Source organism: Emticicia sp. SJ17W-69, assembly GCF_051209875.1.
Classification (GTDB): Bacteria; Bacteroidota; Bacteroidia; order Cytophagales; family Spirosomataceae; genus Emticicia.
On the sequence record NZ_JBNTQY010000002.1, the window covers coordinates 87,305 to 111,874 of the forward strand.

At 35.1% G+C, this 24,570-nt stretch carries 23 protein-coding genes; 6 read left to right on the forward strand and 17 right to left on the reverse strand.

The genetic code is table 11. From position 1 onward, the window contains the following. Positions 1-34 precede the first annotated feature (34 nt). From ACQUQZ_RS24275 to ACQUQZ_RS24295, 5 genes are all read left to right on the forward strand, one after another. Entirely contained in the window at positions 35-4,312 is a 4,278-nt protein-coding gene (locus tag ACQUQZ_RS24275) for a 3-coathanger stack domain-containing protein (RefSeq protein ID WP_435357773.1), read from the forward strand. Between the two features lie 83 nt (positions 4,313-4,395). Then, the gene (locus ACQUQZ_RS24280; protein WP_435357774.1) at positions 4,396-4,746 is read left to right on the forward strand and encodes a hypothetical protein; all 351 of its coding nucleotides are present in this window, start codon (positions 4,396-4,398) and stop codon (positions 4,744-4,746) included. Positions 4,747-4,786: 40 nt separating this feature from the next. Continuing rightward, complete coding sequence (locus tag ACQUQZ_RS24285; protein WP_435357775.1) at positions 4,787-5,209, forward strand: hypothetical protein; 423 nt, start codon at positions 4,787-4,789, stop codon at positions 5,207-5,209. 88 nt (positions 5,210-5,297) lie between these two features. Further along, the gene (locus ACQUQZ_RS24290; RefSeq protein ID WP_435357776.1) at positions 5,298-5,936 is read left to right on the forward strand and encodes a DinB family protein; all 639 of its coding nucleotides are present in this window, start codon (positions 5,298-5,300) and stop codon (positions 5,934-5,936) included. 31 nt (positions 5,937-5,967) lie between these two features. Further along, on the forward strand, positions 5,968-6,777 hold the full coding sequence (locus tag ACQUQZ_RS24295; RefSeq protein WP_435357777.1) for an ester cyclase: 810 nt from the start codon (positions 5,968-5,970) through the stop codon (positions 6,775-6,777). A 312-nt stretch (positions 6,778-7,089) separates the two neighbouring features. Here ACQUQZ_RS24295 and ACQUQZ_RS24300 read toward each other — a convergent pair whose 3' ends face one another. After that, complete coding sequence (locus ACQUQZ_RS24300; RefSeq protein ID WP_435357778.1) at positions 7,090-7,689, reverse strand: recombinase family protein; 600 nt, start codon at positions 7,687-7,689, stop codon at positions 7,090-7,092. Between the two features lie 206 nt (positions 7,690-7,895). Beyond that, a complete protein-coding gene (locus tag ACQUQZ_RS24305) occupies positions 7,896-8,441 on the reverse strand; it encodes an antirestriction protein ArdA (RefSeq protein WP_435357779.1) in 546 nt (181 codons plus the stop codon). A gap of 287 nt (positions 8,442-8,728) precedes the next feature. Here ACQUQZ_RS24305 and ACQUQZ_RS24310 point away from each other — a divergent pair, with 287 nt between their 5' ends. After that, entirely contained in the window at positions 8,729-8,851 is a 123-nt protein-coding gene (locus ACQUQZ_RS24310; RefSeq protein ID WP_435357780.1) for a hypothetical protein, read from the forward strand. Between the two features lie 17 nt (positions 8,852-8,868). Here the strand turns inward: ACQUQZ_RS24310 and ACQUQZ_RS24315 are convergent, their stop codons facing one another. The 15 genes from ACQUQZ_RS24315 to ACQUQZ_RS24385 form a co-directional block, all read right to left on the reverse strand. After that, complete coding sequence (locus tag ACQUQZ_RS24315) at positions 8,869-10,062, reverse strand: GIY-YIG nuclease family protein (RefSeq protein WP_435357781.1); 1,194 nt, start codon at positions 10,060-10,062, stop codon at positions 8,869-8,871. After that, positions 10,055-12,181: a DEAD/DEAH box helicase gene (locus tag ACQUQZ_RS24320; RefSeq protein WP_435357782.1), complete on the reverse strand. Its 2,127-nt coding sequence runs from the start codon at positions 12,179-12,181 to the stop codon at positions 10,055-10,057. The genes ACQUQZ_RS24315 and ACQUQZ_RS24320 overlap by 8 nt, the downstream gene beginning before the upstream one ends. Position 12,182: 1 nt before the next feature. Beyond that, positions 12,183-13,244 carry a PDDEXK nuclease domain-containing protein gene (locus tag ACQUQZ_RS24325; RefSeq protein WP_435357783.1) on the reverse strand — a complete coding sequence of 354 codons (1,062 nt, stop codon included), beginning with the start codon at positions 13,242-13,244 and terminating at the stop codon, positions 12,183-12,185. Next, complete coding sequence (locus ACQUQZ_RS24330) at positions 13,241-15,955, reverse strand: class I SAM-dependent DNA methyltransferase (protein WP_435357784.1); 2,715 nt, start codon at positions 15,953-15,955, stop codon at positions 13,241-13,243. Before ACQUQZ_RS24330 ends, ACQUQZ_RS24325 begins: the two co-directional genes overlap by 4 nt. A 126-nt stretch (positions 15,956-16,081) precedes the next feature. Next, positions 16,082-16,765, reverse strand: coding sequence for an ATP-binding protein (locus ACQUQZ_RS24335; protein ID WP_435357785.1), 684 nt, complete (start codon positions 16,763-16,765; stop codon positions 16,082-16,084). Further along, the gene (locus ACQUQZ_RS24340; protein WP_435357786.1) at positions 16,753-17,433 is read right to left on the reverse strand and encodes an AlbA family DNA-binding domain-containing protein; all 681 of its coding nucleotides are present in this window, start codon (positions 17,431-17,433) and stop codon (positions 16,753-16,755) included. The genes ACQUQZ_RS24335 and ACQUQZ_RS24340 overlap by 13 nt, the downstream gene beginning before the upstream one ends. A gap of 215 nt (positions 17,434-17,648) precedes the next feature. Beyond that, complete coding sequence (locus ACQUQZ_RS24345; protein WP_421768176.1) at positions 17,649-17,945, reverse strand: hypothetical protein; 297 nt, start codon at positions 17,943-17,945, stop codon at positions 17,649-17,651. A 100-nt stretch (positions 17,946-18,045) separates the two neighbouring features. Then, a complete protein-coding gene (locus ACQUQZ_RS24350) occupies positions 18,046-18,483 on the reverse strand; it encodes a hypothetical protein (protein WP_435357787.1) in 438 nt (145 codons plus the stop codon). A gap of 7 nt (positions 18,484-18,490) precedes the next feature. Beyond that, positions 18,491-19,060: a conjugal transfer protein TraO gene (locus ACQUQZ_RS24355; protein WP_435357788.1), complete on the reverse strand. Its 570-nt coding sequence runs from the start codon at positions 19,058-19,060 to the stop codon at positions 18,491-18,493. A gap of 1 nt (position 19,061) precedes the next feature. Next, a complete protein-coding gene (gene traN, locus ACQUQZ_RS24360; protein WP_435357789.1) occupies positions 19,062-20,000 on the reverse strand; it encodes a conjugative transposon protein TraN in 939 nt (312 codons plus the stop codon). Continuing rightward, entirely contained in the window at positions 19,990-21,351 is a 1,362-nt protein-coding gene (traM, locus tag ACQUQZ_RS24365; RefSeq protein ID WP_435357790.1) for a conjugative transposon protein TraM, read from the reverse strand. The genes traN and traM overlap by 11 nt, the downstream gene beginning before the upstream one ends. A 1-nt stretch (position 21,352) precedes the next feature. Then, on the reverse strand, positions 21,353-21,553 hold the full coding sequence (locus ACQUQZ_RS24370; RefSeq protein ID WP_435357791.1) for a hypothetical protein: 201 nt from the start codon (positions 21,551-21,553) through the stop codon (positions 21,353-21,355). Next, positions 21,543-22,151 (reverse strand): conjugative transposon protein TraK, encoded by a 609-nt coding sequence (traK, locus tag ACQUQZ_RS24375; RefSeq protein ID WP_435357792.1) that lies wholly within the window; start codon positions 22,149-22,151, stop codon positions 21,543-21,545. The genes ACQUQZ_RS24370 and traK overlap by 11 nt, the downstream gene beginning before the upstream one ends. Positions 22,152-22,356: 205 nt before the next feature. Beyond that, positions 22,357-23,382 (reverse strand): type IV secretion system protein, encoded by a 1,026-nt coding sequence (locus ACQUQZ_RS24380; protein ID WP_435357793.1) that lies wholly within the window; start codon positions 23,380-23,382, stop codon positions 22,357-22,359. A 50-nt stretch (positions 23,383-23,432) separates the two neighbouring features. After that, entirely contained in the window at positions 23,433-24,566 is a 1,134-nt protein-coding gene (locus tag ACQUQZ_RS24385) for a hypothetical protein (protein WP_435357794.1), read from the reverse strand. Positions 24,567-24,570 lie beyond the last annotated feature (4 nt).

Sequence of the window (24,570 nt, forward strand, 5' to 3'; positions counted from 1 at the left end):
TAAAATTTGATGCACCACTTAAAATTATAAACTCATGAAAAAATATATAATACTATTTCTAATTATTTGTGGAAATAATGCCTATTGCCAGAACATTGAGGTTGACAATGATAGTTTATTTGCCAAATTGAAAAAAATTGGACGTCTAAACGGTAAAAATATTTATATTAAAACCAATTATGATACTTCTAATTTCCCTTATAACACTGAAATTCGTAGTTTTTATGCAGGGGATGATATACAAAATAGTACCAAAATCATAACTCTTAATGGGCATTTTTCTGACTTTGTGTATGAAAAAGATAATGTTTACTATTTCACTTATAGACCTAAAAATAGTGATAACAATCAACTTTGGAGAACCGATGGGAGTATCAATAGGACTTTCGTTTTGCACGAAAATTACTATATTAGTTTGAAAAATAGCCCTGAACCATACTTGAGTTTGATTCAATGTAAATATTTAGAAGGTAATTCTTCTCCTATAAAATCAATCACAAAAATTACATTTTATACTAAAACCAAAGCACAATATGACAATAATGTTGCTGGAAGTATTTGGACAACTGACGGAACTGTTGCAGGGACAATTGAGGATGATGTTAATATCATACAGCCAATCAGCATAATAAATGATACATTATCGATAGTAACTATTAGAAGAGAAAAACTTTGCCCTTCTGCAATTATTCCCGAGCCCATCAAAATTATCTTAATGGATTATTATCTATATAATACCCAAAATCAAACTTACAGCTTTATCGTATCAGCAATTAATTCTCTTACGTATTTTTTAGACGGCAATGATTGTACAGAGCTTTACAAATACGGTAATTCAACTACACTACCTGGATATTTATTATCAGATACTTTCCTAAACAATCATTTACTAATTATGACAACCAATGGAATATATAACATAAATCTTATAACTAATGAAAAGAAATTTCTATTAAAAAATGAAAGTCGTTATAATGGATTTTTTACAATCAAAAATAAAACCTTTTTCACAGTTGGTAGAAAATTGTACTCAACAGATGGATTGAATCTGACATTACTAACAGAATTATATCATGATTCAATAAAATTAAGTAATTTTTTTGAATATAATTCAAATTTCTATTTTTTGTTAATTTCTCAATTCTACTCCGAGACTACATATTTCACTGGTGTTTTTAAAACTAATGGAGAAGATACCTGTTCAAAAGTTTTTGATACAGTCTCCGATTTTAATTTTTGTAATCCTTATTCATATACAAAAGTTGGCAACATTCTTTTCTGTTATCAAAGTTATAGAGATATGACTAATTATGGCAAAAAAGTAAATAATATTGTTAGATATGACCTCGATACACAGACTGTTAGTTTCATACCTTTTTCAGGCGGTCAGGATGAATATATTAGAGGTATAAAAGGAATTGATTCAAAAGTATATTTAATAACTTTTAATTCAGCTACTTCAGAGTCGAGATATTATAAAATAAACGTAAATTTAGGAGATGTACAAATCCAAAATTTGAGTGAAATCACCAATCAGACCTCTTATCAAGTACCTCAAGGAGCTACTATTCATCATTATTTTGTAATCAAAGATAAAAATACTGATACCCCATTAGCAAACTACCAAATTAAATATCAAGTAGGTAATACTCATTTTGGCTTCTCAAAAAAGAGCAATGCAGACGGCGTAATTGACTTAGCCATCAACTTGGCAAATAAAAATAATGACAATTCCAATATTATACCAACAGGTACTCATACTGTAAAATACATTGGTATCATTGATGATTCGAGTAGTGAAATAACTCCATATGTTAATGATTTTCGAGATTTTACAATTTCTATTTCTCCTAAGGCAATTCCTTCAGAAAAAGAATTTGGTTTAGCTTTAGGTCAAACATTAGGAGTAGAACTCATAGAAGGTGGAAAACTGACTTATCAGAATGTAAATTTTGAATTTGGAATGGCTAATGCAGGTGTTGGCCTCTCTTATAATCCTACATTAACCATAGTACCTGATGGTACTAATCCATCCATTTGGAATACAAAAATTTCTTTACCACGAGGCATTAAATACAATTCTTCGTTCGGTCCCACTTTAAAAGCAAGAGCTGCAGTTTTAGCAGTCAATGCCTCTGCCACGATAAGCAATGAATCAGCGTTAGGTTCAATAGAAGAATACGCTTATAAGTTAGATTTAAATAAACCCAGCAATGTAATTTTTATGGGTAGTCAGTTATTTGCTTTAAGTCCAAGTCTTACTCCAAGCAGTCTTCTGATGGCAAATTTTCTTTATAGACTTTCCAGTTTTATTGATTTACCAGTTTCTGAAAAATATGGTTATAACGTAGGAATGAAATATTCAGGAAATGCAAATGTAGTAGCTGGATTTAGTACTTCTATAAAAGACGATGGTGCTAAAACTACTGATGTTGAATTAGGAATTGGAGCAAGTGCTTTTACAGAAATAGGCATAAATCTAGAAGGTGCTTATGAAATAACCAAACAGAATGGCAATAATTATTACACAACTTTTACTGCATCAAATGACCACAATAACCAATTAGTTTTAGGAGGCAATGGGATTGGGCTTTTAAATGAAGGTTCTACATCTCCTTTTAATCTGCAAAATAATGCAGAAACCTACAAAATAGGTCTAAAAAAGAATATTTCCTCCGTAGAGAGAGAATTGAGAAATGGAGGTGTGACGTTTTCAAACGAAAAAGTTGAAACAATTGGTGGGGAGTTTTATAATTTAGGCGTGAGTAATAGCTTCGAGTATAGCAACAAAGCTATCCAGAAAATTGGTAACGTTCAACAAAACTTCATGTCAAATTTCCTTTTTAAAGGAAATACTACCTTAGCTCCAATCTCAATGGTATCTACACATGATGCTCGCACCAATGGTTTTAATCAAATTTTAGCTTATAACGAAAAAGTTTTCCAACAACCAGCAAATACTTTTGAGGTAAACGATGTAAAAATAAATTCAATTAAAGAATTAACTAAAACTGTTAATCGAAAATATTCTTTTGAGGTAGCTGCTTGGGCAGGAGCAAAGTGTGAACTAAGCTATACTGCTTGGAATAAATTTACTACTCCATTTAAAGAATATAAATTTTGTAAAGAATCAGAACACATGATTCTTACAACAGATTATCCTGATACGACCGTAATTTTAGAAGTACCAGACCCCGACCCTCTCTTTACATTTATAGATATATTACAAGAAAACCTTACTAATTCGACTATAAATGCAATAAATATTGCCAAATCATTTGTAACTGAAAAATCAGAGCTGGTAGGTAAAACAAACATTAATTTCTCAAATCAAACCCCAAATAATGGTTTTAAAAGATTAAATTTAAATGCCATAAATGTTTATCAAAATATTGATGAAAAACAACAGACTCCTGCCATAGTACCAAGCATCATTTCTTTTACTATTCCTCCTATAGGTCAAGCCTTTTCTGAACAAACAAATATAAAATTTCAATATTATTACCCCGAAAATCAGATTGACGCAGTTATTGATAATGAAAAATTTAAACTAATAACAGATGTCTTTTTCTTGACTGCCTTTAAAGATGGTACAGAATTATCAATAGCTCCATTAGGTAGTTTTAAGATAAATTCTACTTTTAGTAACTATGATTTACAGTTGGCGGGTTTACCACAAAATCTAACTCCAAAGTTACTTTTTTTACCTAATGGAAGTCAAACATGGGAAATTGCAGGAAATGTCAATAGTGAAATTATGACAAATAAACTTGGGATTTATGCAATAGGTGTAAATCTTGAATTTGATAATACCCCCCCAACACTGACAGTCGTTGCTCCTACAAATTATAATTCCAATGATAAGTTCTATATTACCTTTCAAGATGATAAGTCTGGCATTGATTGGAGCAAAACAGGTATTTTTTCAAATGAATATAAAGTTCCTTATAGTAGAAATGGTACAAGTAATATAATAGAAGTACCTGTTAGCTTATTGTATCCAGTAGGAGCAAATCCTACCCCCACAAAGTTTTCAATTCAAATAAGAACACAAGATTTATCTGGGAACAGTAAATCTTTTTCCCAAGAATACCCTTGTATCAATGCTTTGTTTTTGGAAACCATTGTACCTTCATACAATGAGAGTATAGTCTTGAAACAAGCGAATCAATCTATCAGTGTGAGTGGGACAACATATTCTATTGTACCCGTAATTATAAATGCTGGAAAAAGTATTTTTCTTAACCCTGGTTTTGAAATCACACCTGAAAACAGGAAGTATTTCAAGGCAGAAATAAGTGGCTGTAATTAAATAAAGAGAGCCTTATTTTTAATTAAAAATAAGGCTCTTACACCAATAAAATACATAGTATCAACCTTTAAATTCTAAGAACAATGCCTACAAAACGCTCCCTTTCTCTTATTGTACAGGCTATTTATGTTTTTATTACAGCCGTACAACTCATTTTTGTTCCTAATATGCTTTTGAGCAAGTTTGGGTTTCCTCCTACTTCTGAAATTTGGATAAAAGTACTTGGTATAGTACTTATTACTCTTGCTATTGTCTATTACGGTATTATAAAATTTGGCAATGCGGAAGTTGTAAAATATACTATCTGGGGCAGAATCACTGTTGGTATTGGTTTTGTCATTTTAGTCCTTTTGGGTCAAACCCTACCAGCTTTAATTCTCTTTGCAGGTATTGATATTATTACTGCTGTCTGGACTTGGTTTGAGTTGAAATAATTCTTTTCACAAGTAAAAAATCTTTAAACAAATCAACAATATGAAATTCTTTATTCTCACTTTCGCAATTATGGCAATCAGCCTAACGGGCTTCGCTCAGAAAAAATCACCAATAGATGGTAACTGGATATTGGTTGAAAAAAATGGCCAAATATTAAATTTCCAAAATCATCAATTTAAGACCTATAATCAAGGGTATTTCTCAGTGATTATTTTAAAAAACGACGGTACGTTTAATAGTGCTTATGCAGGTCCATTTAGCATAAAAGGAAACGTCTATACCGAAACTTATAAATATGGTTCAAAACCCGAATGGTTTGGCTGGACGGGCGAACAAGAATGGAAAATAAAAGGAGATACGCTACACATGGTTGGCCATAATCGAATTATTGACCCCGAAGGTAAAGAACACCCAAAAACCGAATGGAGTCAGTTTGTAGAAAAATGGGTACGAGTAAAGTAAAACCATATCATATATATATGTGCGTAGCAATATTTCTGATTAGTAGTAAAAAAACGAAAAGAATACCATTTTAAATGAGGATATAATTATGAAAAAAATCATACAGAATACCATTTTAAATGACGATATAATCATGAAGAAAATCATTCTAATACTTTCATTATTAACACTTTGCCTATCAAGCTTCTCTCAAACCACTGAAAACAACGACCTAAAAATCGTTATTGAAAATTTAAATCGTACAAAAGTTGATTTGATAAAAGCAACAGATAACCTAACTCCTGCTCAATGGAATTTCAAAGAATCGTCAGAGCGATGGAGCATTGCCGAAATCGTTGAACATTTAAGTATTTGGGAAATTTTATGGAATAAAGTGTTACAAGTAATGACTCAAAATAAACCACAGCCTGAGCTTAGAGCAACCTGCCTGCCCGATAGCTATTACAAGGGGTTTATCATGGAAGAAAAACAGCACGTTTCGGCTGAAATAACGCACCCAAGAGGCTTTATAAAAGACCAAAATACCATTGTGTGGTTTACAAAATTTCGTGATATTAATATCAAGTTTGCCGAAAATCTAAAAATTGATATGAGAGATTATTTTGAGCGAACAGCTATGCCAAATCCTCGAAATATGTACAATGTTTATATCTACGTTTGGGGGCATATAGACCGACATATTCGTCAAATCAACAAAGTAAAAGCTCATCCAAATTATCCAAAATAAATTTTCGAGACATAATAAACCTATTAAAACAATGAAAAAACTCATTATTTCAACACTCTGCTTCATAGCAGCCATTCAGTTTTCATTTGCACAGACAAGTGTAGAGCAGTTACTAACTAAATTAGAAGAAGAATATAGCCAAGACCCAGCCACATTCTTTAAAAAACACGCTGCTGATGATTTCGTATTCATCAATGCCGAAGGTGGTTCGTGGGACAAAAATAAAACCATTCAATCGGTTTCAAGAGGTAAATTAGAAGAAGTCCGTTTAAGCGATAAAACCTATAAAACCTTTGGCAACATAACAATAGTAAATGGAATAAATAAATCTCGTTGGAACTTTGGTCAAGTAACTGTCAACTATACAGATGCTTTTACTTATATCTACCAAATCAACGGAAATGATGTCAAATGGATTTCGGCTCAACATTCATTGGTTACGCCCAGAGACCGCAACAAAGCTATTTATAGAGAAATGAATCAAGCATTTAACAAAAGACAAATTTCAGATTTTGGGAAATACTACGCTGATTCTTTCGAAATAAAGGGTATTGGGAAGGGTCCAAAAGCTCTTGAAGAGTTTTATAAAAAAAACTTAACTGGTTTTCCTGATTTACAAATAAATATAATAGAAATTATTGCTGAAGGAGATTTAGTATTTGCTCGCTGCGAAAATACTGGCACTCAAACTGGTGAATTCAATGGTATAAAACCTACTGGAAAATCGGGTAAAGTTTCGCATTGGACAGTCAATCGTTTTAATGCCGAAGGTAAAATGATAGAAGGTTGGAATCTAAATGATAATTTATCTATGATGCAACAATTAGGAATCATCAAATAGATGATAAACACCTTTCAGCAGAATAATAGCTTACAAAGAAATTTGTAGGCTTTTTGTTCTTTCTCCGTAATTTTACTAAATGCACTTGTTTATAATTAGCTTTTGATTTTCATATTAAACGAACCGCAAAAGTTAATGGCAATATAATTGAATGTAAACCAATTTTGAACCTCTTTTTCCGTATGCTGCTGAAATAGTTTGACAGCTTTCATTCATGCCGTATTCACAGGTTTTCTAATCATATTAGAAAACCTTGTTTTTTTATACCAATACCACCAAAGTCTTTGATGGCAAATAATTTGATGAGCCTGTTCATTGGATACTTGCCTTTTTTTCATAACCTTGCGGATTCACAGTATTTTCAGAAATTATTTTATAAACCGTAGAAGGAATCTTAATTGCCTTCATAATATCACGAATACTTCTTTGCTGTTTGTAAGCATCAACCACCATTGGTGCGATTTCTTGATAATGTGGTGAAAGACCTTTTGGCTTTCCTCCCATTCTTCCTCTTGCTCTGGCGGCTTCTTGCCCAGCCTTAGTTCTTCGGATTAGTCTTTTGCGTTCATGCTCTGCCAAAAGTGCAAAGAGTTTAAAAACAAATTCTCCTGTTTCGGTTGTTGTATCAATGAGTGATTGCGAAAGACTTTTGAACAAAAAACCTTTTTGATTTAGGTCATAGACAAACATAATGAGTTCGAGCGTAGTTCTGCCTAATCTGTCAATATCCCAAACTACTAATTCATCACTACTTCTTAGTACCTCTTTCATCTTCTCAAATTCAGGTCTGAGTTTTGCAGTTTCCGAAATTTTTTCTTGGAAGATTTTTTCACAACCATATTTTTTTAGAGCATCAATTTGAAGTTGTTCGTTTTGCTCTTCCTTAGAAACTCTTACGTACCCGATTTTCATTTTTCTATAAATATTTCATTTTACTCGATGCAATTCAAGAAAAATAAAATTTGATTTTGCAAACAACAATATAAAATTTAAAATGATTGATTTAGAGTATTTTTTAAAATAGGCGGATTTCAATTTGAGATTTTATAAAACCTATCATTTTTCTGAAACATCTACTTATGTGATTTTGAACAAAAAGGGGTAATCCCCTTTCATTGTTACCTTCTTCGGAAGACATGGCCATCATAATCTACAAAGTCCTCAATGAATAAGTCATGTGCATAAGCCTTGTAGTCAAAGTAATTATGTAAATGTTCTGGCATTTCATTTAAAATGCCATGCTCCTCAATGTATTGATAGGTAAATTCTAATTCTGCTCCTTCTGAGCCATCGTAATAGCCTTGATACTCATCGTTAAATTCTTGCATCAACTCTTCAAAATCTGTACCTTTATTAATGTCTTTATCTCCAATGAATAAGCCCAAAGCCTCGATGGATTCGTCTTCCATATCCTTGATTGCTTCAACGTAGTCGAATAATGTATCGCTCACTGAGCATTCTGAAATCAACTTTTTAGGGATATTTTGGTAATCTTGAAACATAAATTCTGGGTCTTCTTCATCACTGTGGAGCTCTTTGCAATATTCAAAGAAAGAATCTTTGGTATCATAAATTTCTAAATCTACCCATTCGCCAAAGATTGAGCCGTTGTTGTATTTAGCGTAAGTACCAACATAAATTTGAGGTGTTTGTGAAGTTTTCATTGAAAAAAATGATTAAAATTTAGTAGCCCGGCACTCGCACGAGCAATCGCCGATTCCAACACGAGAATAGAATGACAGGGCAACGCTCCTCGATTGCAAACCCATTTGATGGTTTACGGTGCGTTGGGTTTTGTGATGAGCTAAAAAATCAAATGACGTAGTGAAGGCTTGCGGTTGTCAGGCTATTTCTCGTAATTTTCGATGCACAGTGTGAAAAAATGTGCGTGGGAAAAACGTAATGAAGTCCGCTTCCCGCTTGTGCAAAGCAAAAAAGGCTCTTTGAGAGTTTGTTTTTTCTGCAAGATGGCAATGTGCCTTTTGTGTGGGTCGGCTCAGTGATTTATGTTTTGGAAGAGAGTAACTTTTATCCGATTGACAAAGTTATTGCAAATCGCTTGGCAATTGGATAAGGGTTACGGTTATAACTTTATCTTTTCAAAATCTCTTCGTTCTCAGAATCATAGCAATAATAAATGATATTTCCCGAAATTATCAATTCAATGGCTTGTTCTATAATGTTCAAAGGAGCAATAAACCACTCTCTCGGCGTGTGTCTATTGCCGTTTTTATCAAAAATATCAATGCTTAGGCAGGCTTTTCCGAAAAATGTATGTAGCATTTGCTCCAGTTTATGAGTGTTCATATTAAAGCATTTAAAGGTCATAATTATTCTGACATCTGCCATTAAGTAAGTTGGCTCTTGACTGGCATTTTTTATGCGTTCTTCGACTTCGACAGTCGAAAAACCAATTTTATAAAGATTTGTAATCTCTTTAATTTCGTGCTTTTCGCTCTTTGATTTCAGTATGTAGATATAGCCAGATTCTTGGTCGTTTTCATTGATATTGCTAAATTTCTCTTTAAATGTATCAGCTACTCTATCAGCATTTTCGCTTACTGTTTTGCCATTTGCATATAACAATTTTTCGACTGAACGTTTTAGCATATTAGATTCTGTACTGTTTTCAAATATACACCTCGTTCGTCCATCTTCTCTTACTCGTGTACCATCTGTTCTGTAATGGTCTTTTTTAGAAATATTGATTTCTTTTAATAAAAACAGCACGCCATTATGCACATAAAAAGTATTTTCACGTAGATTGCCCATCTTAAATTCTACCAATTTTCTTTTACCACTGGATAAATCCTTCTGTACATCTTTTAGTGATTGCTCAAACTGGTCGAAATCTTTGCATGGTTTTCGTCTTGCTACAAAATCCGTACTGGCTCTTTCATCAATATCTTTTACGTGTTTTAGGTCAAAAAGCCCTTCCGAATCATCATCAAGTAAGCCCAACATATCATCAGAAAGAATATCATCCAACGAATTGATTTCTTTTTCTTCATAAATCAAAAGCCCAAATCTATCATGACTTTTGAGCATTTCCATCTTTGTTGGACTCTCTCTGAGCGACTTTAATCTTGCATATAATTGGTGTTCTTGCACGCCACCACCTTGTTTTGGCTCACGCTTATGTTTTTCAAAAAACGTGTTCAGTTCTTCAAATGAAGTCAAAAGGCGTTCGTCGGCATTGCGTGCCGATGTATTTGCTGGCTTTACGTTCAATAAGCCAAAAGGGTCATTGCCGAATATTTCGTCGAGTACACTTTGCTTATCCATTGGCACGTTTACGTTTTTCTTCTTTTAGATAAATGATACATTCAGCCATGCGTCGTTCGAGTGGGTCGGTAGCTTGAAGGCTTGGCTCTCGGTCGTATGTTTTCTTGAAATTGATAATTTTGAGCCATAGAATCTTGGCTTCTTCAAAATCCATCTTGATTCTTGATACCTCTATGGCTTCCTGTATGACTTTCAAGACTTTTGGTGTAACATCTTTTGATAAAATTTCAAAAGCTTTTTGGAATGGATTAATTGTATCAATCAAATCAATGTGTAAATCATCAATGTTTACAAATTGCCCTGCCATTCTGATAAAACGTTTGTCGGCTTCGGGAATACCATCGGCGTTTTGTGGCATATTTACCACCATTTTACTAAATGAATTGGCTTCGTCAGTTGTTAAGTCGGGGTAAATGTTTTTAATGATTTTTGGAATCAATTCATTGTTTATCTGGTATTGTGGCAGGCTTTCGGCAAGTGCCAGAATGATGGTTTCGTCTTTTTGGATGCTTTTTTGTAGTTCTTTTACGTCAATCATTAGCGTATTTTTTACTACCGAATCAAGCACAACGTATTGCCGCACTTCTTCTACTTCGTCAGGGCTGAGTGTTGGATATTTTTCTTGTATAATCTTCGGTATCAGCACTTTATTGATTACTTCGGGGTCGATATTGCCTGGCATTGCTCGCAACATGGTTGGGTCTTGCAGAATCGTTGCTTTCAAATCGTTTAAATCTGCTTCAACAATATCCTTTACTCGCTTAGATGATGGTGTGCGAAAACCTCTGATTTTTATCTCACCTGCTTCTGCTTTGTCTTCGTCTGATAGTTTGGTTTTAAACTTAAAATTAGGTGCAAGCACTTGCTCCATGAGCAAAGATGCCGTGATTGCCTTCAGCATATTATTGACCGATAGTTTTACCAAATCATCGGTAGCATCGGGTTGGGCAATGAGGTTTGTAAATTGTGCATGGTTTTTATTATTACTATCACGGGTGCAACGACCAATGATTTGAATAATCTCGGTCAACGAACCTCTATAACCTACTGTGAGGGCGTGTTCGCAATAGGGCCAGTCGAAGCCTTCTTTTGCCATTCCGAGGGCAATAATCAAGTCCATGTCATCAACTGACTTGATTTCTCTCAGGTAATTTTGAATTTTATCTCGGTCTTTTGCCGTGTCATTTACTAAATCGGCTACTTTCAGGATTTTACCGTCTGAATGCCGTTTTACATGAATTACACCTGTTTGAGAATCTATTTTCAAAATCTCGCCAATGGCATCTAAAATTGTTCCAACTTCCTTGTGCTTGTCTTTGGTAGATTCGCCCGAATTTACATTCGGAATGTGTAGGATTGTTTTTTTATCGGTATCCAAAATATCAAGAATAGCCGAAGTATAGCGTCCTTGATAAAAATGATAGCCAATTCCTAAAGACTTTAGGTATTGATAGCCGTTGAGTTGCTCATAATAATTGTAGGTTACTTTGGCAAACTTAGCTTCGTCTTCAGGCGTTAGCACTGGCACGGCATCGCCTCTAAAATACGAACCCGTCATTGCGACAATATGGGTCGTTGAGCGTGCCATGATGCTCCGCAATAATTCACCCAGACGGCTGTCGCCATCGGCTGAAACGTGGTGAAACTCGTCAATGGCCAACAAAACATTATTAAATGCCGTTTCTTCTACTTCTTCAAAGGCAAACCGCAGGGTGGCGTGCGTGCAAATCAGTATTTTTTCATCATTCGCCAAAAAGTTTTTGAATGATTTTACTTTACTGCTGCTGCCGTCGTTGCCAGGCGTGCAAAGATTATAATTATCGTTGGGTTCCCAATTGGCAAAAAAACCACCGTCTTTCAATAAAGTTTTGCTGAATGAACCACCGATTGATTTTTCGGGAACGGCAACAATTACTTTTTTGATGCCTTGATGCACCAATTTATCAAGAGCAATAAACATCAATGCCCTACTTTTGCCCGATGCGGGCGGAGCTTTCAATAAAAGGTATTGAGCATCACGATACTGGTATGCTTTTTCTTGCATTTCTCGCATACCATAAGGATTGGTGCGTGAACTTTGCCCTGTTTGGGCGTAGGTTACGTGGACTATATCGGGCATATTATTCGATGTTTTTCAATTCGTTTTCAATCTCCTCGATTGAGGGCAAACTACTTTTGAAGTCGTTTGGAAATAATTTTGTAAGCTGATACTCCGAAACACCCATTGGCTGATTGATGTCTTTTAGTGCATATTCGGCAATGACATCGTTTTTGTCTTTACAAATCAATAGGCCAATGGTTGGATTATCGGTTGGATGTCTCAATAAATCATTGGCTGCTGACAAGTAAAAACTCAATTTACCTGCGTATTCGGGTATAAAACTGGTTGCTTTTAGCTCTATAACAATAAATGCCCTGAGTTTTAGGTGATAAAAAAGCAAGTCAATAAAATATTCCTGTCCGCTCACCATCATTGGTACTTGCTTACCTACGTAGGCAAAGCCTGTACCCAATTCTAATAAAAACTTGGTTACGTTATCTACCAAGGCGTTTTCTAATTCTCGTTCTTTGTAGTTTTCGGTTAATGTTAAGAAATCAAAATTATAGGGGTCTTTCAGAATTTGATGAGCGAGGTCAGAGCTGTTATCGGGCAACGTTAGCTTGAAATTAGTAATGGCTTTGCCTTGGCGATTGTATAAATCACTTTTGATTTGCAAACCCAATATATCTCTGCTCCAACCATTTTCGATGGTTTTTTGAATATAAAAATAAGCTTCAGCAATAGAGTGGGCCTTTGTAATAATCAAAATATTATGCCCCCAAGGAATTTGTGCCACAGCTTGTTGCACTATTTGGTTAGGCGAATCGTTCTCAGATAGTGCAACAACCTGTTGCACTATCTGTCTGTTGTAAAATTGATAAAACTTTTGAGCGTTGAATAGATTTCGTCTTGAAAGTCCTTCCATATTAGGAAATTCACTCTTTAAATCTTTTGACAACTGTTCAACAAACTTGGCTCCCCATGCTGTTTGTTTTTCGGCAATCATTTTGCCCAAATCCCAATAAAACTCTATCAATGCACTGTTTACCGCAATGGCGGCTTTGAGTTGGCTTGAGCGTATCTTGGTTTTAAGGTCGCTCAACCAGTTTTTATATTCGGTATCTTTAAAAATCTCGTTCATTTCTTTTTCTTCTTTTCTTTCTTTTCCATTTCAAACAGCGTCCCCTTTACTTTCTCTTCGGCAATCATTTGCTCGTAGAGTTTAAACAAATATTCCAATCGTTCTTCATCACTTTCAAAGGGTTTGGAGCGGTAGCATCGCTCTACAGCCAAATCGTTTTGATGATGGGCTTCTCGCAAGCCTTCGGGCATTTTATCGGGGTCGTAGAGTTGGGCAAGGGTCTTTTCAGAGTGGGCTTCTCGTTCTTCCAAAATCCTATATACACTTTGCTCCAGTTCTTGCTTTTGTCGCTCCGAAATTGGTGGGAATGGGAAAGTGTTGTAGCTTAATGTATTAGAATATTGGTAATCATTTCTCATTCTGGAACTGGTGATGCTTAACCAAAGCATATGCAGTTTTGATGTTAGAACAGAAAAAATAAAAGGCTGTGCATCGTATATCACTTGTGCCTTATTACTAATTACAGTATTTTGGTCTAAAAAACCAATAGGGATATAAAATCTTCTAAACGATGAAATTATTGGGAAAATAATAGATGTTGTGTCTTTATGCTTAATCTCATCAAATTTATAAGAATATTGTGACTTTTTTACGGTAGCTTCTTTTTGACTGTTCAGTCTAAAAATTCGACAATTATCTATTCTTACTTTAATAGGAGGAATATTTTCAGCTTCTATTACTTGTGAATCTTCAATCCAGAGACACCACCTTTTTTTATCGTTTATGAAATCATCTCCACCCATATATATTTTTAGGAATTTATGGGATTCTGGGTGCTTATATAATAACTCAAACCTTTCTACTTCGGATAATATTAAATTACCGTCGTCTGTCGGTTGGCTTCCTCTAACCATCAAAGGAATATTGGCAATTGGCTTATTCCGTGGATATATACATAGGTTGGAGCCAGACGTTAAATATGGACTAATTCCTTTGACATAAAAAAAGTTATTATTAGTGTATATTTTTTTATCTTTGATAAATTGTGTGGGAGATACTCCAACGATTATGCAAGTAACTCCAGCTTTATCCTTTGCATTATTTGTCCAGTTGAAAGACTGATATCCAAATTTAATTTCTTGCTTTTGCTCAAAAATATATGGCCACAGTAAAGAGACTTGTTCACCTTGACAAATTGAATTTGTCGAAACAAAAGCAAAAGTACCATTTTGTTTGACGAAGTAGTCAGATGAAATTTTGAACCAGCAAGCTATGTAGTCAAGTTTAGCAAAGTTTGAGAACTCAATAAATACATGTGCCATATCCATTTTTTGCTCATCACTTTGGTTTTTTGATCCTAAGTACGGCGGATTTCCAAGAATATAGATTTCATCACCTTCATTCTTTCGACAAACACTTTCCCAATCAACGCGGCAGGCGTTTCCGTGTACGATATTGCCAGTTTCTTTGAGCGGCAATGCGGGGCGAGTACGACCAAACTCCTTAAAAAACGATTGGTTCATTTGATGTTCGGCCAGCCAAAGGCTCAGAATAGCTACTTCATGGGCAAAATCATCTAACTCAATGCCATAAAAATTGCCCAAATGTATGCCCGAAAACTGCGTGCTAAAGGTTTTGGTAACGTTGTCAATTTCCTTAAAAATCGCCATTTCGAGCTTGCGTAGTTCTTTGTAGGCAATAATCAAAAAATTGCCCGAGCCACAGGCAGGGTCAAAGATTTTTATATTCCAAATGCGTTTTAGCAACTCATTCAGTTTCTTAATATTACCTTTAGCACTTTCAAATTCTTGGTAGAGTTCATCTAAAAAAAGTGGTTCAATTACCTTCATAATATTAGGAACTGAGGTATAGTGCATCCCCAACCCACCACGATGCTCAGGAGTAATAACGGCCTGAATCATTGAACCAAAAATATCAGGGTTGATGGCCGACCAGTCGAGTTCGCCTGAGCTAATTAGAATTTGTCGGCTACGTCGGCTAAAAATAGGTGCATGGTGAGCGTTTCGGAATAAACCACCATTTACGTAGGGAAACTCTTTTAAATATTTTGGTAATGTTTCGGGGCGTGCGGCAGTATTCAGCGTTTCAAATAACCTATCCAAATAGGTGTTTAAGTCACTACCATCAGTTTGGGTGTGGCTACTTATGCTATTGGTAAAGATTCCTTTCTCGAAAATGCCTGTATCTTCGGCAAAAAAACAGAATAATAACCTTGATAAAAACACATTGAGGTTGTGTACGTCTTCTTTGGTTTTTATGGCATTGTCTTTCGTAATTTCGTCATAAAGCCTTGCCATGCGTTCGGCTGCTTTTACGTCGGCAGGATTTTCGTACTGTACTTGGGCTTTTTCCATGCCCGCCCAAGGCAAAAAGAAATCGAAATGCTTGGGCAGGTCGGTTAAGGCAATATCAAGCGAATCGGTAGTTTTGGTATCGAGAGCCAATAGCTTTTCGTAATCGGTCAAAATTACAAACCGTGGACTGTGCTTTGTTGCCCTTTCACTGGTTTTTATTCGCTCAAAAAGCTCGTATAAATCTTCGTTTTGTACGGCTTTGAAAAACAATTGCTTTTTCCATGCCACTTCGCCTTCAACTTTCGATAGGTTCAGTCCGCCATCTTGCAAGCGTTTGATGGTGCTTTTAGGTGTATCATATGTCTGCAACAAATCATAGATAAAATTTGTGGGCGTAGCTTTATCAAAATCAGTGATTAATTGCTGAAGGTTTTGTTCGATTTGAGCGATATTCATGCTGTAACGGCGGTGTGTTTTGTAGGGTTGTTTGTAAAAGCTTGACGAAAGACAAATATAATTGTTTTAATGTCAGATGGTACTATTTATTTATTGTACGGCAAGAGAGGCGAAGTAAATGACATTTCAGTTTTTTATTTGCCAATAGCCACCTTTATCAGGGCCGATTCGCTCTAATTGTTGGTTTTCTTTTAGTTTTGCAATCTGTTTTTCAATCGCACTTTTTGATTTATTCAAAGAGATTGCTAATTCAGGTATCGTTATCAATGGATTTTCTTTAATTAACTCTAAGGTCTTCACCCTACTTTTCAACCCACTTTTCACCGTAGTTTTCACCGTAGTTTCTTCCGACATTTTCTCCGACACACTTTGTGCTATTCTCGGTGAAAACCTTACATCAACACCACCCATTTCGAGGTCAAAATAAGGTTGTGGCACACCTGCAAGCGTACACTCCTGTAATATTCTGGAGATGCCACGCCCCCATGATTCCACCATACCTGCTCTAAAAAAGGTATTTGAAACATCGGGATTTCGAGGCTTTGATGTGTGCGTAGTTACGAAACGTTCGAGTGTCCAATTAGGAGGTAATTCTCCATCATTCCAGATATATAAAGCATCAGGAAAAACCTTAATTTGAATTGGGCTACCGCTACTATAATCTTTGTGAGCAATGGCATTTAATACTGCCTCACGGAGTGATTTTTCGGGATATGGGTAAGTTTCAACCCTATATATACCTTCATAGCTAATCATGGCACTCAAATATTTGCTCAGTAATAAATCCATTGTTTTATCTACTTGCTGCATGAGTGTACCATGTATTCGTCTTGATAAAGTATATCGGCAGGGTTAGCGAAGAAGCCAATTTTCACATACGCACCAGTAATATAGCGTTCGGGTCTTTCATGAAAAAGTAATAATGCCGCCCTTTTGAGCTGATTTTCTTCAATCAGATTTAAGTGAATCAATAGTGTTTCATCTGATTCATTCAAAATATCATCTTCAACACGTTTAGACTTAGTAGCACGTTTTCTGAAATCATCAAAAGCACGAACATTCAAGTCTTTGATTTTGAGGTGAGGCATCGGAATAGAATCCCAGTGTTTGCCTGTTTTTTCGAGTAAAAATTTATTTAAAGCAAGCCCTTTTAGCTCTTGTTTGGTGCTACCACTCCGAAAATGATACTGACCTTTATAATTAATTGGATAAGGATATGGCTCAACAATGATTTCTAAATATTGTAAGTTGTTTTCAGAAAGTAGGTTTACATCGACCATTATTCCCAAAACATCACGCACTTTATTTGGAATATCTTCCAGTAATTTTTCGGCATCATCAACGCCACTAACAATACCGTTATCATTAATACCAATATATAATGTACCGCCTTGGGCATTAGCAAAACCACAAATCCATTTGATATATTCATCACGCCAAGATTCTTTCCACTCGGTATTTTGGTTTTCTTTTGTCATACTAAACTTTAAAATTCAATTTTGAACACAACTTCATAAGTGGGTATTATACAAAGATAATAGATTAAAGCCTGTTAAAAAATTAATTAGACAAGCAAAATACGGGCATATAGATGCAAAAAAAGTGATGCAAAGATGTGTTTTGAAGCTGGAAAGTGCTATCTTAGCATCAAAGTTGTAGGAATACAGAATTGCCTTGTACGTGTTATTATACGTCAAGGCTTTTTTATTTCTGCAATGATTCTTTTCAATTCGTCATTCTCATTGACATAGTGCTGCAATTGTCCTTTCAGATATGCCACCTGAGAAAGCAAGGCATCAACAGTGCGGTCTTCTTCATTCCACGGAGCTGCTTCATTGAGGTTCTTTGCTTGGTTAGCATAACCACGACAAGTCGATGAACAGTATTTGGCTGTCGAACGATTGGCAAAATAAACTGTTCCACAATACAGACAAGTTTTTTCAAAAACTTTAGCGTTATATTTGAACTTACTACGGTCGAGAGTAGGCATATATGTATATGTTTAGTAGTACAAATATAAAATAAAAATTCAGAATTATATCGCAATAATACTGATATAATTCTGAATAATAAGAAATATTATAAGGATACTATCTTGCTAACAAAGCGATTTTTGAAGCCTTTGTGGTTTTCCCAATCGCAATTTGGAATTCCACATTTTGATTTCCTTTGCCATAAGTAATGTAACGCCCCAGAACTCGATAATTTTTGAAATCTTTATATTTCAGGTTCACTTTATCACCCGAAAGCAAGGTATCGGAATTAATGACAAATTTTGAAGATTGATTTGAATTAAACGTTAGTGAAAGTGTGGTGTTTTCATTGAGATTTTCAACTGGGCGAACATATAGTTCGACTGGCATGATATAATCAAAATCTGCATTGGGATAAATGAAATCGTAGGCCGATGTAGCTACAAAATTGAAATCACTACTCTGCTCGTTAGGATTTACACCAACAGATTTGCTACACGAAACGAGAAAACCGAGAAATAGTACACTTGAAATCTTGAAAATTGTCTTTTTCATGTTGTTTTTAATTAATGTGGAAACGAAAACCGAGAAATGTTATACTACTAAACTTCTGATAATTGGATAAAATATTGATGTTTTGATGAACTCCTGCTACAAATGGACTATGCTCAACTTCAAGCCCAGCCCCTACTCCGAGCAAAAAATCTGATTTTTGATTTAATTGATAAAGATTTTCAAGGCTTTGTTTTTCGTGGTTCAATGATTCATAACCAAAATTCACTCTTCCGATACCTCTCAGATGAAAATCGTTCATGGCATTTGAATAAATCCTAAAATCGGTCTTGTAAGAACCATAGAATTGCTGAACTGGAATTTGAATTGGTAATGTGTTATTGTTTTGAGTATTGAATACCGATGCTGTTTTCTGATTATAATTCAAGCCTAAAACATGAGCATTGCCTTTTCGATTGTACTTTCCTACTCCCATTTGTAGGCTCAAATTTGATTTAGATAAAAAGGGGGTATCATATCCACCTACTGAAAGCTCGTAAAAGGTTTGTTTTTTTAGATGCACTTGGGCGTTTGCGAATTGGCAAGTCCCCAAAAACAAAAGAATCGAAAGATATTTCATATTACAGGGTTTTGGCTTTTGCAATTATCTTTGGAGAAATGGAAAATCTTAAATGACGACCACCGTTTTGTTCGTAAATTTCAAATTCAAACTCTTTATCGTCTGAAATTGTACGCAATGGTGTGGCTAAAGAAAACGTATTACTGGTCTTAGCTTTTAGTACATTATCGAGAGGAAATCTATCGGCAATTTTGAGTTCTTCTTCTTGGATAGTCATTCGCTTCAAAACCTCTTTGTCTTTGATGTAGAGCTTGATAAAATCAATCGAATAATCAATTTCAGAATCGTTTACTACCTCAATCGTAAAATACATCATGCCGTTATAGGTGTAAACGCCTTTCAAAAAAGCACTGGTATTCTGATTTCTGACACCCGTATTTCTAACAAATGGCTTCAATGAAATTGATTTTTGCATCGAAAACTGAATTTCATTGACCGATTGATTGAGAGCTGCAATCAAATAATTACTTTTCAAAAACTGATTGATACCTAAACCTTTACTCGAAAGCACATCAGAACTTAGGTTATTACCAATATTGATATTCAAAATTTCGGGGTCACGGTTATAATTTGTCAGAAAACTATAGAGTCCACCATCGGCAGTTAAAACGGTTAAATTGGTTTCCGAAAAATGTTTATCAGTATTTGCTTTTATTCTCAAAACATTGTTGAAATTTTCAGTGATTTGAGCAATTACATTGGCTGTCCCTGCATCAACTTCTTTAATTTCCGAAGGGAAAATGACATGAATCGTCTTAATTTCGGAGACACCCAACGGATAACTTCCTTTAACTGATACTTTATCTATGGGCAAAACATAACGATTGTGTTGACTAACAAACTGGTGTTGCTCTGGGTTTGAAACTTTTGGTTCGGCACTTTGCCCGAAGCAAAATTGAGCTGCCAATAAAAAAGCAGCCACACTAAAATTATTCTTCATTGATTGATGGATTGGTAGTTGAAAAATTGACCGACTTGAGTAAAACCTTGTAGTTGGGTTTGATGGTAACTTTGGGAGATTGAATCTTGCTTCTGAAATATCCTTTTGCTCCTTGCATCAAACTTTGGGTTGATTGCAAAGCGATTTGTGTTCCTACTTGCTTTTGTATTGAACCATCAGGCACAAATACACTCGTTCCGTTGAAAGGTCGAGTGGCAGCATCGGTTAATTCTCTCGATAAGACATTCTTTTCCTTCAAATTTGGCACATATAAACCCTGTTGACCATCTAAATCGAAAACTGCAATCGAAATTGGATAAATTGCATTTTCAATACGAAGAGCTGAAACTATAATAAACACACGTTCTTCCGAAACTCGGCAAGTGCCAGAAATAAGTGTGCCGATTGGTAAAGTAACTTTTTGGTCGTTGGCTTGTAAAACTACATTTTGCAACAAACGGAGTTTTAGAATAGAACCATCTTGAATGGTAATGGCTTCGCCTTGACCGTGTATAACTGCCGAAAAAGCATCGTTATCAGTAAAATATTTACTTTTCTCGCTCTTTGAAAACCCATAAAAACCACTTTTTTTCCATTTCATTCCGATTGTATTGGTAGCAGTTTCGGGATGAATACTAATTTCATCAGTTGGTGCAGTTGTTTTCTTAGTTTGTTGTGTAAAAACTTCTATTGCTGGCGTATTCAGTACTGGATTGGGCTGAGTAGCTACATTGGTATTTGCCTTTTCAAGATTTGATAAAACTAATTGAGCTGTGCGATTATTAAATTCTTTTTCTTCTCGCTCTAAGCGTTCATCTTCCAATTCCTGCTTTGATTTTTTGTATAAAGGTGTATCAGAATTGGCTAAATATTGCTGACGTGAAAATTCTAGTTGTTGCCTTCTCTGAAAATCTTGGTTTAGCTTCTCTTTCTTGCGTTGTGCTTCGGTTTTTGGAATATTTCGAGCATTAGAACTTACTTTTCTTGCATTTTGTACTTCTTGAAAGTCGGCTTCGTTGAGCTGTTCGTTGCTTTCTTTGGGATAACTTGGCTCTTTTCCTGTAATGGCGGTCAGTTCTTCCGTTCCACCACCATAAGTATTGAGTTTTGATGAAGAATGCTTGTATTTATCATCTTCTAACTTAGTATTTTTCGATTCAGGGGGTGTAAGTTCAGAAAGAGAATCGACATTTTTCTGAGGCTCTTCCTTGCTAAAAACACCAAACGAATACATAATTAAGCCTGTGGCAAATAAAACAAGACCGCCGATAATCACTAAGGCATACTGTTTATTACCCAATTTCCTTACACTTTGTTCATGCGGTAAGGGGACATTTACTTGATTTTCCATATCAGAAAATATAAAATGATAAAATATTGATTACTAAAACAAACAAGCCAAATAACACCAAAATATAGATAGTTTGCTGGCGGTTAGATTGGTAGAAACGATTGAGCTTTTGAGCTAAAAATTTTGACTTATCAGTAATAAATCCATTAATTCGATTGCCTAATTGCTCTAATTCGTCTTGCCGAATAAGTTTATTTTTCATGAATAACTTTGCTTTCTATCACTCTGAAATTCCGCATAAATAAACCATTAGGACTACGAAGACTCCGAGGTACATCTTCTAAAAGGCAAGTGGTTGTCAAACTCTTCTCTGATTGTGAAGTTGCACGTGTTTGGGTTACGATTGAATAACACCTGGCTTGGTAAGGATACTCTTTGGTATTGACAACTATGGAGTCTATTTTTACTTTTTGGATTACATTTCCTTGAATCATATCATTGTAGAAACCCCTTTCTTTCAAATCATCATAGAGTTTTTTAGCAGATTCATCGCACAGAAAAAAGGCTTTTCCAATATTGGCTTCTATCTCTTGGGCATCTGGCATAACTGTAAAAAACAACTCATGGAAACGACTCACATGATAATTGATTTCGACTGGACGATTGGTTTGGATGTTTCCCGCAATGGCTTCAAAATGTTCATTTTTATTGATTAAATAAATGCGTTTTGAAAACTCTTTTGAGTGTTTGTAAGACAGTGATATAGCTGTAATTGAGATAATACTCAGGCTAACTAAGGCAATAATTGTGATGAGCTTCACCCTACGAAAGTGAGCGTTGAGTTTAAATAATTCTTCCATCTGAAATATTATTTTTTTGAATAGATGTGTATGGATGCTCCATTTTCGCTAAAAACAAAGGTATTTTCAGTATTTTGGGTATAGTTATGATAAGAACGATACAAAATGTAGGTTGTCAGCACAGTACACAAAACAATGGTGCTGGCACAAACCCCAACAAATAGCCGAAAGGCTTCGAATAGGTTATTTTTGAAATAGTTGTTCATTAACGGTTTACACTTTGAATTGATTTACTACTGCTCGACTCCGTGCTTTTTTTGATGGCATTGGTCGTAACTTTTCCTGTATTTTGAATGGTTCGTGTTGCTCCTTGAATAATCGAACCAACGCCACCGACATTGATTAGCATAGCAGTCATGGATGGAACTTGGATATAGCCAATCAGTGAAAGGAATAAAAGTCCAATAAAGGCTAAACCTAAAAACTCAGGTTGCTGGGTTTCCACGCCCATAGTAGCCATTGCAGATTCTACATCATAACTATTGATATAAGTATCACATAAATTGAATGCAATGGAACTATACATGGCCGCAACGGCTGGCAGTAGTGCAAAGTTGATGTATTTGCCGAACCAATAAGCCAACGAAGATGTAAAGCCAGGGAATATCGAGAGAGCAACGGTTATTGGAAAACCGATTCTTAGTACGATTCGGAAACTAATCGAGATAAGAAGTAAACAACATTCGGCAATTTGCATCAAACAGAGTAAAATGCTTTGTATCACACTCAAAATCTGAAACTTGAATTCTTCCGAAAACTTATACATTCCTATTTTGAAATCGACCATAACTTCACCGAAAAAGCCAGATTTATCCTCATTGAGATTGCTATTAAAAACGGCGGCATACTTTTCGGGATTTTTGCCAATTTCTTCCCATTTTTTCTCTACCAGCTTTTCAATTTTGTCGGTTTGGTTCTGTACTTTAGTAGCAATATTTTCATTCTGATTATTTACTAAGCTTCTTACTTCTTCACCAAAACCATCAATAGCCGAGCAAATTTGTGGCGAAAGTGGAATTAATAACAAAACGGCAAATGGTCTTAGAAACGGAAAGAAATCTATTTCTTGATTATTTGAAATTTGATTAATTAGTTTTCCAAAAATGTAAACCAATGCTCCAATACCTGCAATGAGTCGAACTTTTGGTTCTATCAAATTAGCATAGGTTTGTGCTATGCTGGCTTGGTTGGTGTATAAATCGAATATAATTTTAAAAATGCCTTCGCCCATTTTTTAGTTTTAAATTGATTAATGACAGAGTGAATAATTAGATTTTGGGTTTAATACATACCCAATGACTGACATTCATCTAATTTGTATTTCTTTCTGAGCGTTTCCGAGAGTTTTTGTTCAATTATCATTTCACGAGCTTTGATTCTCATGTAAGTCATAAACTCATCATTTGACACTTTTTTTCCACTTGGATTTATCCAACACTGAATACTATCTTCTATGACTTGTGTAACATTTGTATCTCCCCCACCACCAATATTTGCATCACCACTACCATTAATTGCATCGGTAATTTTTCCAATAATCGAAAAGGCAGTAGTCGTAAATAAATCAATTTTAGGTGGTTTTACTTTATAATCCCAACCTTCACGTAGCAAAACATCCACTGCTTGACCGTCCATTTTTTTCTCAGCTAATTGTAATTCATCTTGATAATTCTGCATTCTAACCGTACATAATTCTTGCATTTCTTTTAGTTTCCTTGCTTGCTCGGACGTATAAGCAGAATCTAAAGCAGAAGTTTCTTTTTGATTATAATCATCGTCATAACCATTACCGCCAATGTTTCCATTTACACCACCATAGCCCGAGCCTTTTGAAGAACTGACCATCGAATATAGTTTTGCCGTAGATTTTAGGTCGTTTCGATTACCCGAACGCCTCAAAGAAAGACTTTGAATGTTAGAGAAATACGTATTGAGTAATTGTTCAAATTTACAAACTCGTACATACGTTTCATTTAACCACTTCACTCGCTCAGAATCTGACATTTTTAAGACTCCACCTGATTGAGTGGTTGAGCTTTTCATGTCTTTCAAAATATTAGTACCCACTTGTGATAATTTAGTAATATCCTGCACCATTAAACTATATTCGGTTGGATAAATATGTCCATCTTTTGAAACTGCCGTAGAAAGTGAGGATATTTTTTGCGTACAGTTCTGAATTTTGGTAATAATTTCCTTACCACGATGAAACTGTTGCACCGCTCCCGAAACTTTCTTTAACTGCTCGATATTTTTAACCATTGTCTTAAACGATGGGTCTTGAAACAACTTCATCATTGTTGTAATGGCCGTATGGATTGGGTCATTGGTAATAAACTGCCCTCGAACCATGATTGGCAACAAAACCGTTACCGATAAAATAGTGATAGTTAATTTTTGAATTGACCTTTTCATATTC

Coding starts and splice junctions, on each gene's coding strand:
- ACQUQZ_RS24275 (WP_435357773.1), top strand. CDS start 35: ATGAAAAAATATATAATACTATTTCTAATTATTTGTGGAAATAATGCC.
- ACQUQZ_RS24280 (WP_435357774.1), top strand. CDS start 4,396: ATGCCTACAAAACGCTCCCTTTCTCTTATTGTACAGGCTATTTATGTT.
- ACQUQZ_RS24285 (WP_435357775.1), top strand. CDS start 4,787: ATGAAATTCTTTATTCTCACTTTCGCAATTATGGCAATCAGCCTAACG.
- ACQUQZ_RS24290 (WP_435357776.1), top strand. CDS start 5,298: ATGAAAAAAATCATACAGAATACCATTTTAAATGACGATATAATCATG.
- ACQUQZ_RS24295 (WP_435357777.1), top strand. CDS start 5,968: ATGAAAAAACTCATTATTTCAACACTCTGCTTCATAGCAGCCATTCAG.
- ACQUQZ_RS24300 (WP_435357778.1), bottom strand. CDS start 7,689: ATGAAAATCGGGTACGTAAGAGTTTCTAAGGAAGAGCAAAACGAACAA.
- ACQUQZ_RS24305 (WP_435357779.1), bottom strand. CDS start 8,441: ATGAAAACTTCACAAACACCTCAAATTTATGTTGGTACTTACGCTAAA.
- ACQUQZ_RS24315 (WP_435357781.1), bottom strand. CDS start 10,062: ATGGATAAGCAAAGTGTACTCGACGAAATATTCGGCAATGACCCTTTT.
- ACQUQZ_RS24320 (WP_435357782.1), bottom strand. CDS start 12,181: ATGCCCGATATAGTCCACGTAACCTACGCCCAAACAGGGCAAAGTTCA.
- ACQUQZ_RS24325 (WP_435357783.1), bottom strand. CDS start 13,244: ATGAACGAGATTTTTAAAGATACCGAATATAAAAACTGGTTGAGCGAC.
- ACQUQZ_RS24330 (WP_435357784.1), bottom strand. CDS start 15,955: ATGAATATCGCTCAAATCGAACAAAACCTTCAGCAATTAATCACTGAT.
- ACQUQZ_RS24335 (WP_435357785.1), bottom strand. CDS start 16,765: ATGCAGCAAGTAGATAAAACAATGGATTTATTACTGAGCAAATATTTG.
- ACQUQZ_RS24340 (WP_435357786.1), bottom strand. CDS start 17,433: ATGACAAAAGAAAACCAAAATACCGAGTGGAAAGAATCTTGGCGTGAT.
- ACQUQZ_RS24345 (WP_421768176.1), bottom strand. CDS start 17,945: ATGCCTACTCTCGACCGTAGTAAGTTCAAATATAACGCTAAAGTTTTT.
- ACQUQZ_RS24350 (WP_435357787.1), bottom strand. CDS start 18,483: ATGAAAAAGACAATTTTCAAGATTTCAAGTGTACTATTTCTCGGTTTT.
- ACQUQZ_RS24355 (WP_435357788.1), bottom strand. CDS start 19,060: ATGAAATATCTTTCGATTCTTTTGTTTTTGGGGACTTGCCAATTCGCA.
- traN (WP_435357789.1), bottom strand. CDS start 20,000: ATGAAGAATAATTTTAGTGTGGCTGCTTTTTTATTGGCAGCTCAATTT.
- traM (WP_435357790.1), bottom strand. CDS start 21,351: ATGGAAAATCAAGTAAATGTCCCCTTACCGCATGAACAAAGTGTAAGG.
- ACQUQZ_RS24370 (WP_435357791.1), bottom strand. CDS start 21,553: ATGAAAAATAAACTTATTCGGCAAGACGAATTAGAGCAATTAGGCAAT.
- traK (WP_435357792.1), bottom strand. CDS start 22,151: ATGGAAGAATTATTTAAACTCAACGCTCACTTTCGTAGGGTGAAGCTC.
- ACQUQZ_RS24380 (WP_435357793.1), bottom strand. CDS start 23,382: ATGGGCGAAGGCATTTTTAAAATTATATTCGATTTATACACCAACCAA.
- ACQUQZ_RS24385 (WP_435357794.1), bottom strand. CDS start 24,566: ATGAAAAGGTCAATTCAAAAATTAACTATCACTATTTTATCGGTAACG.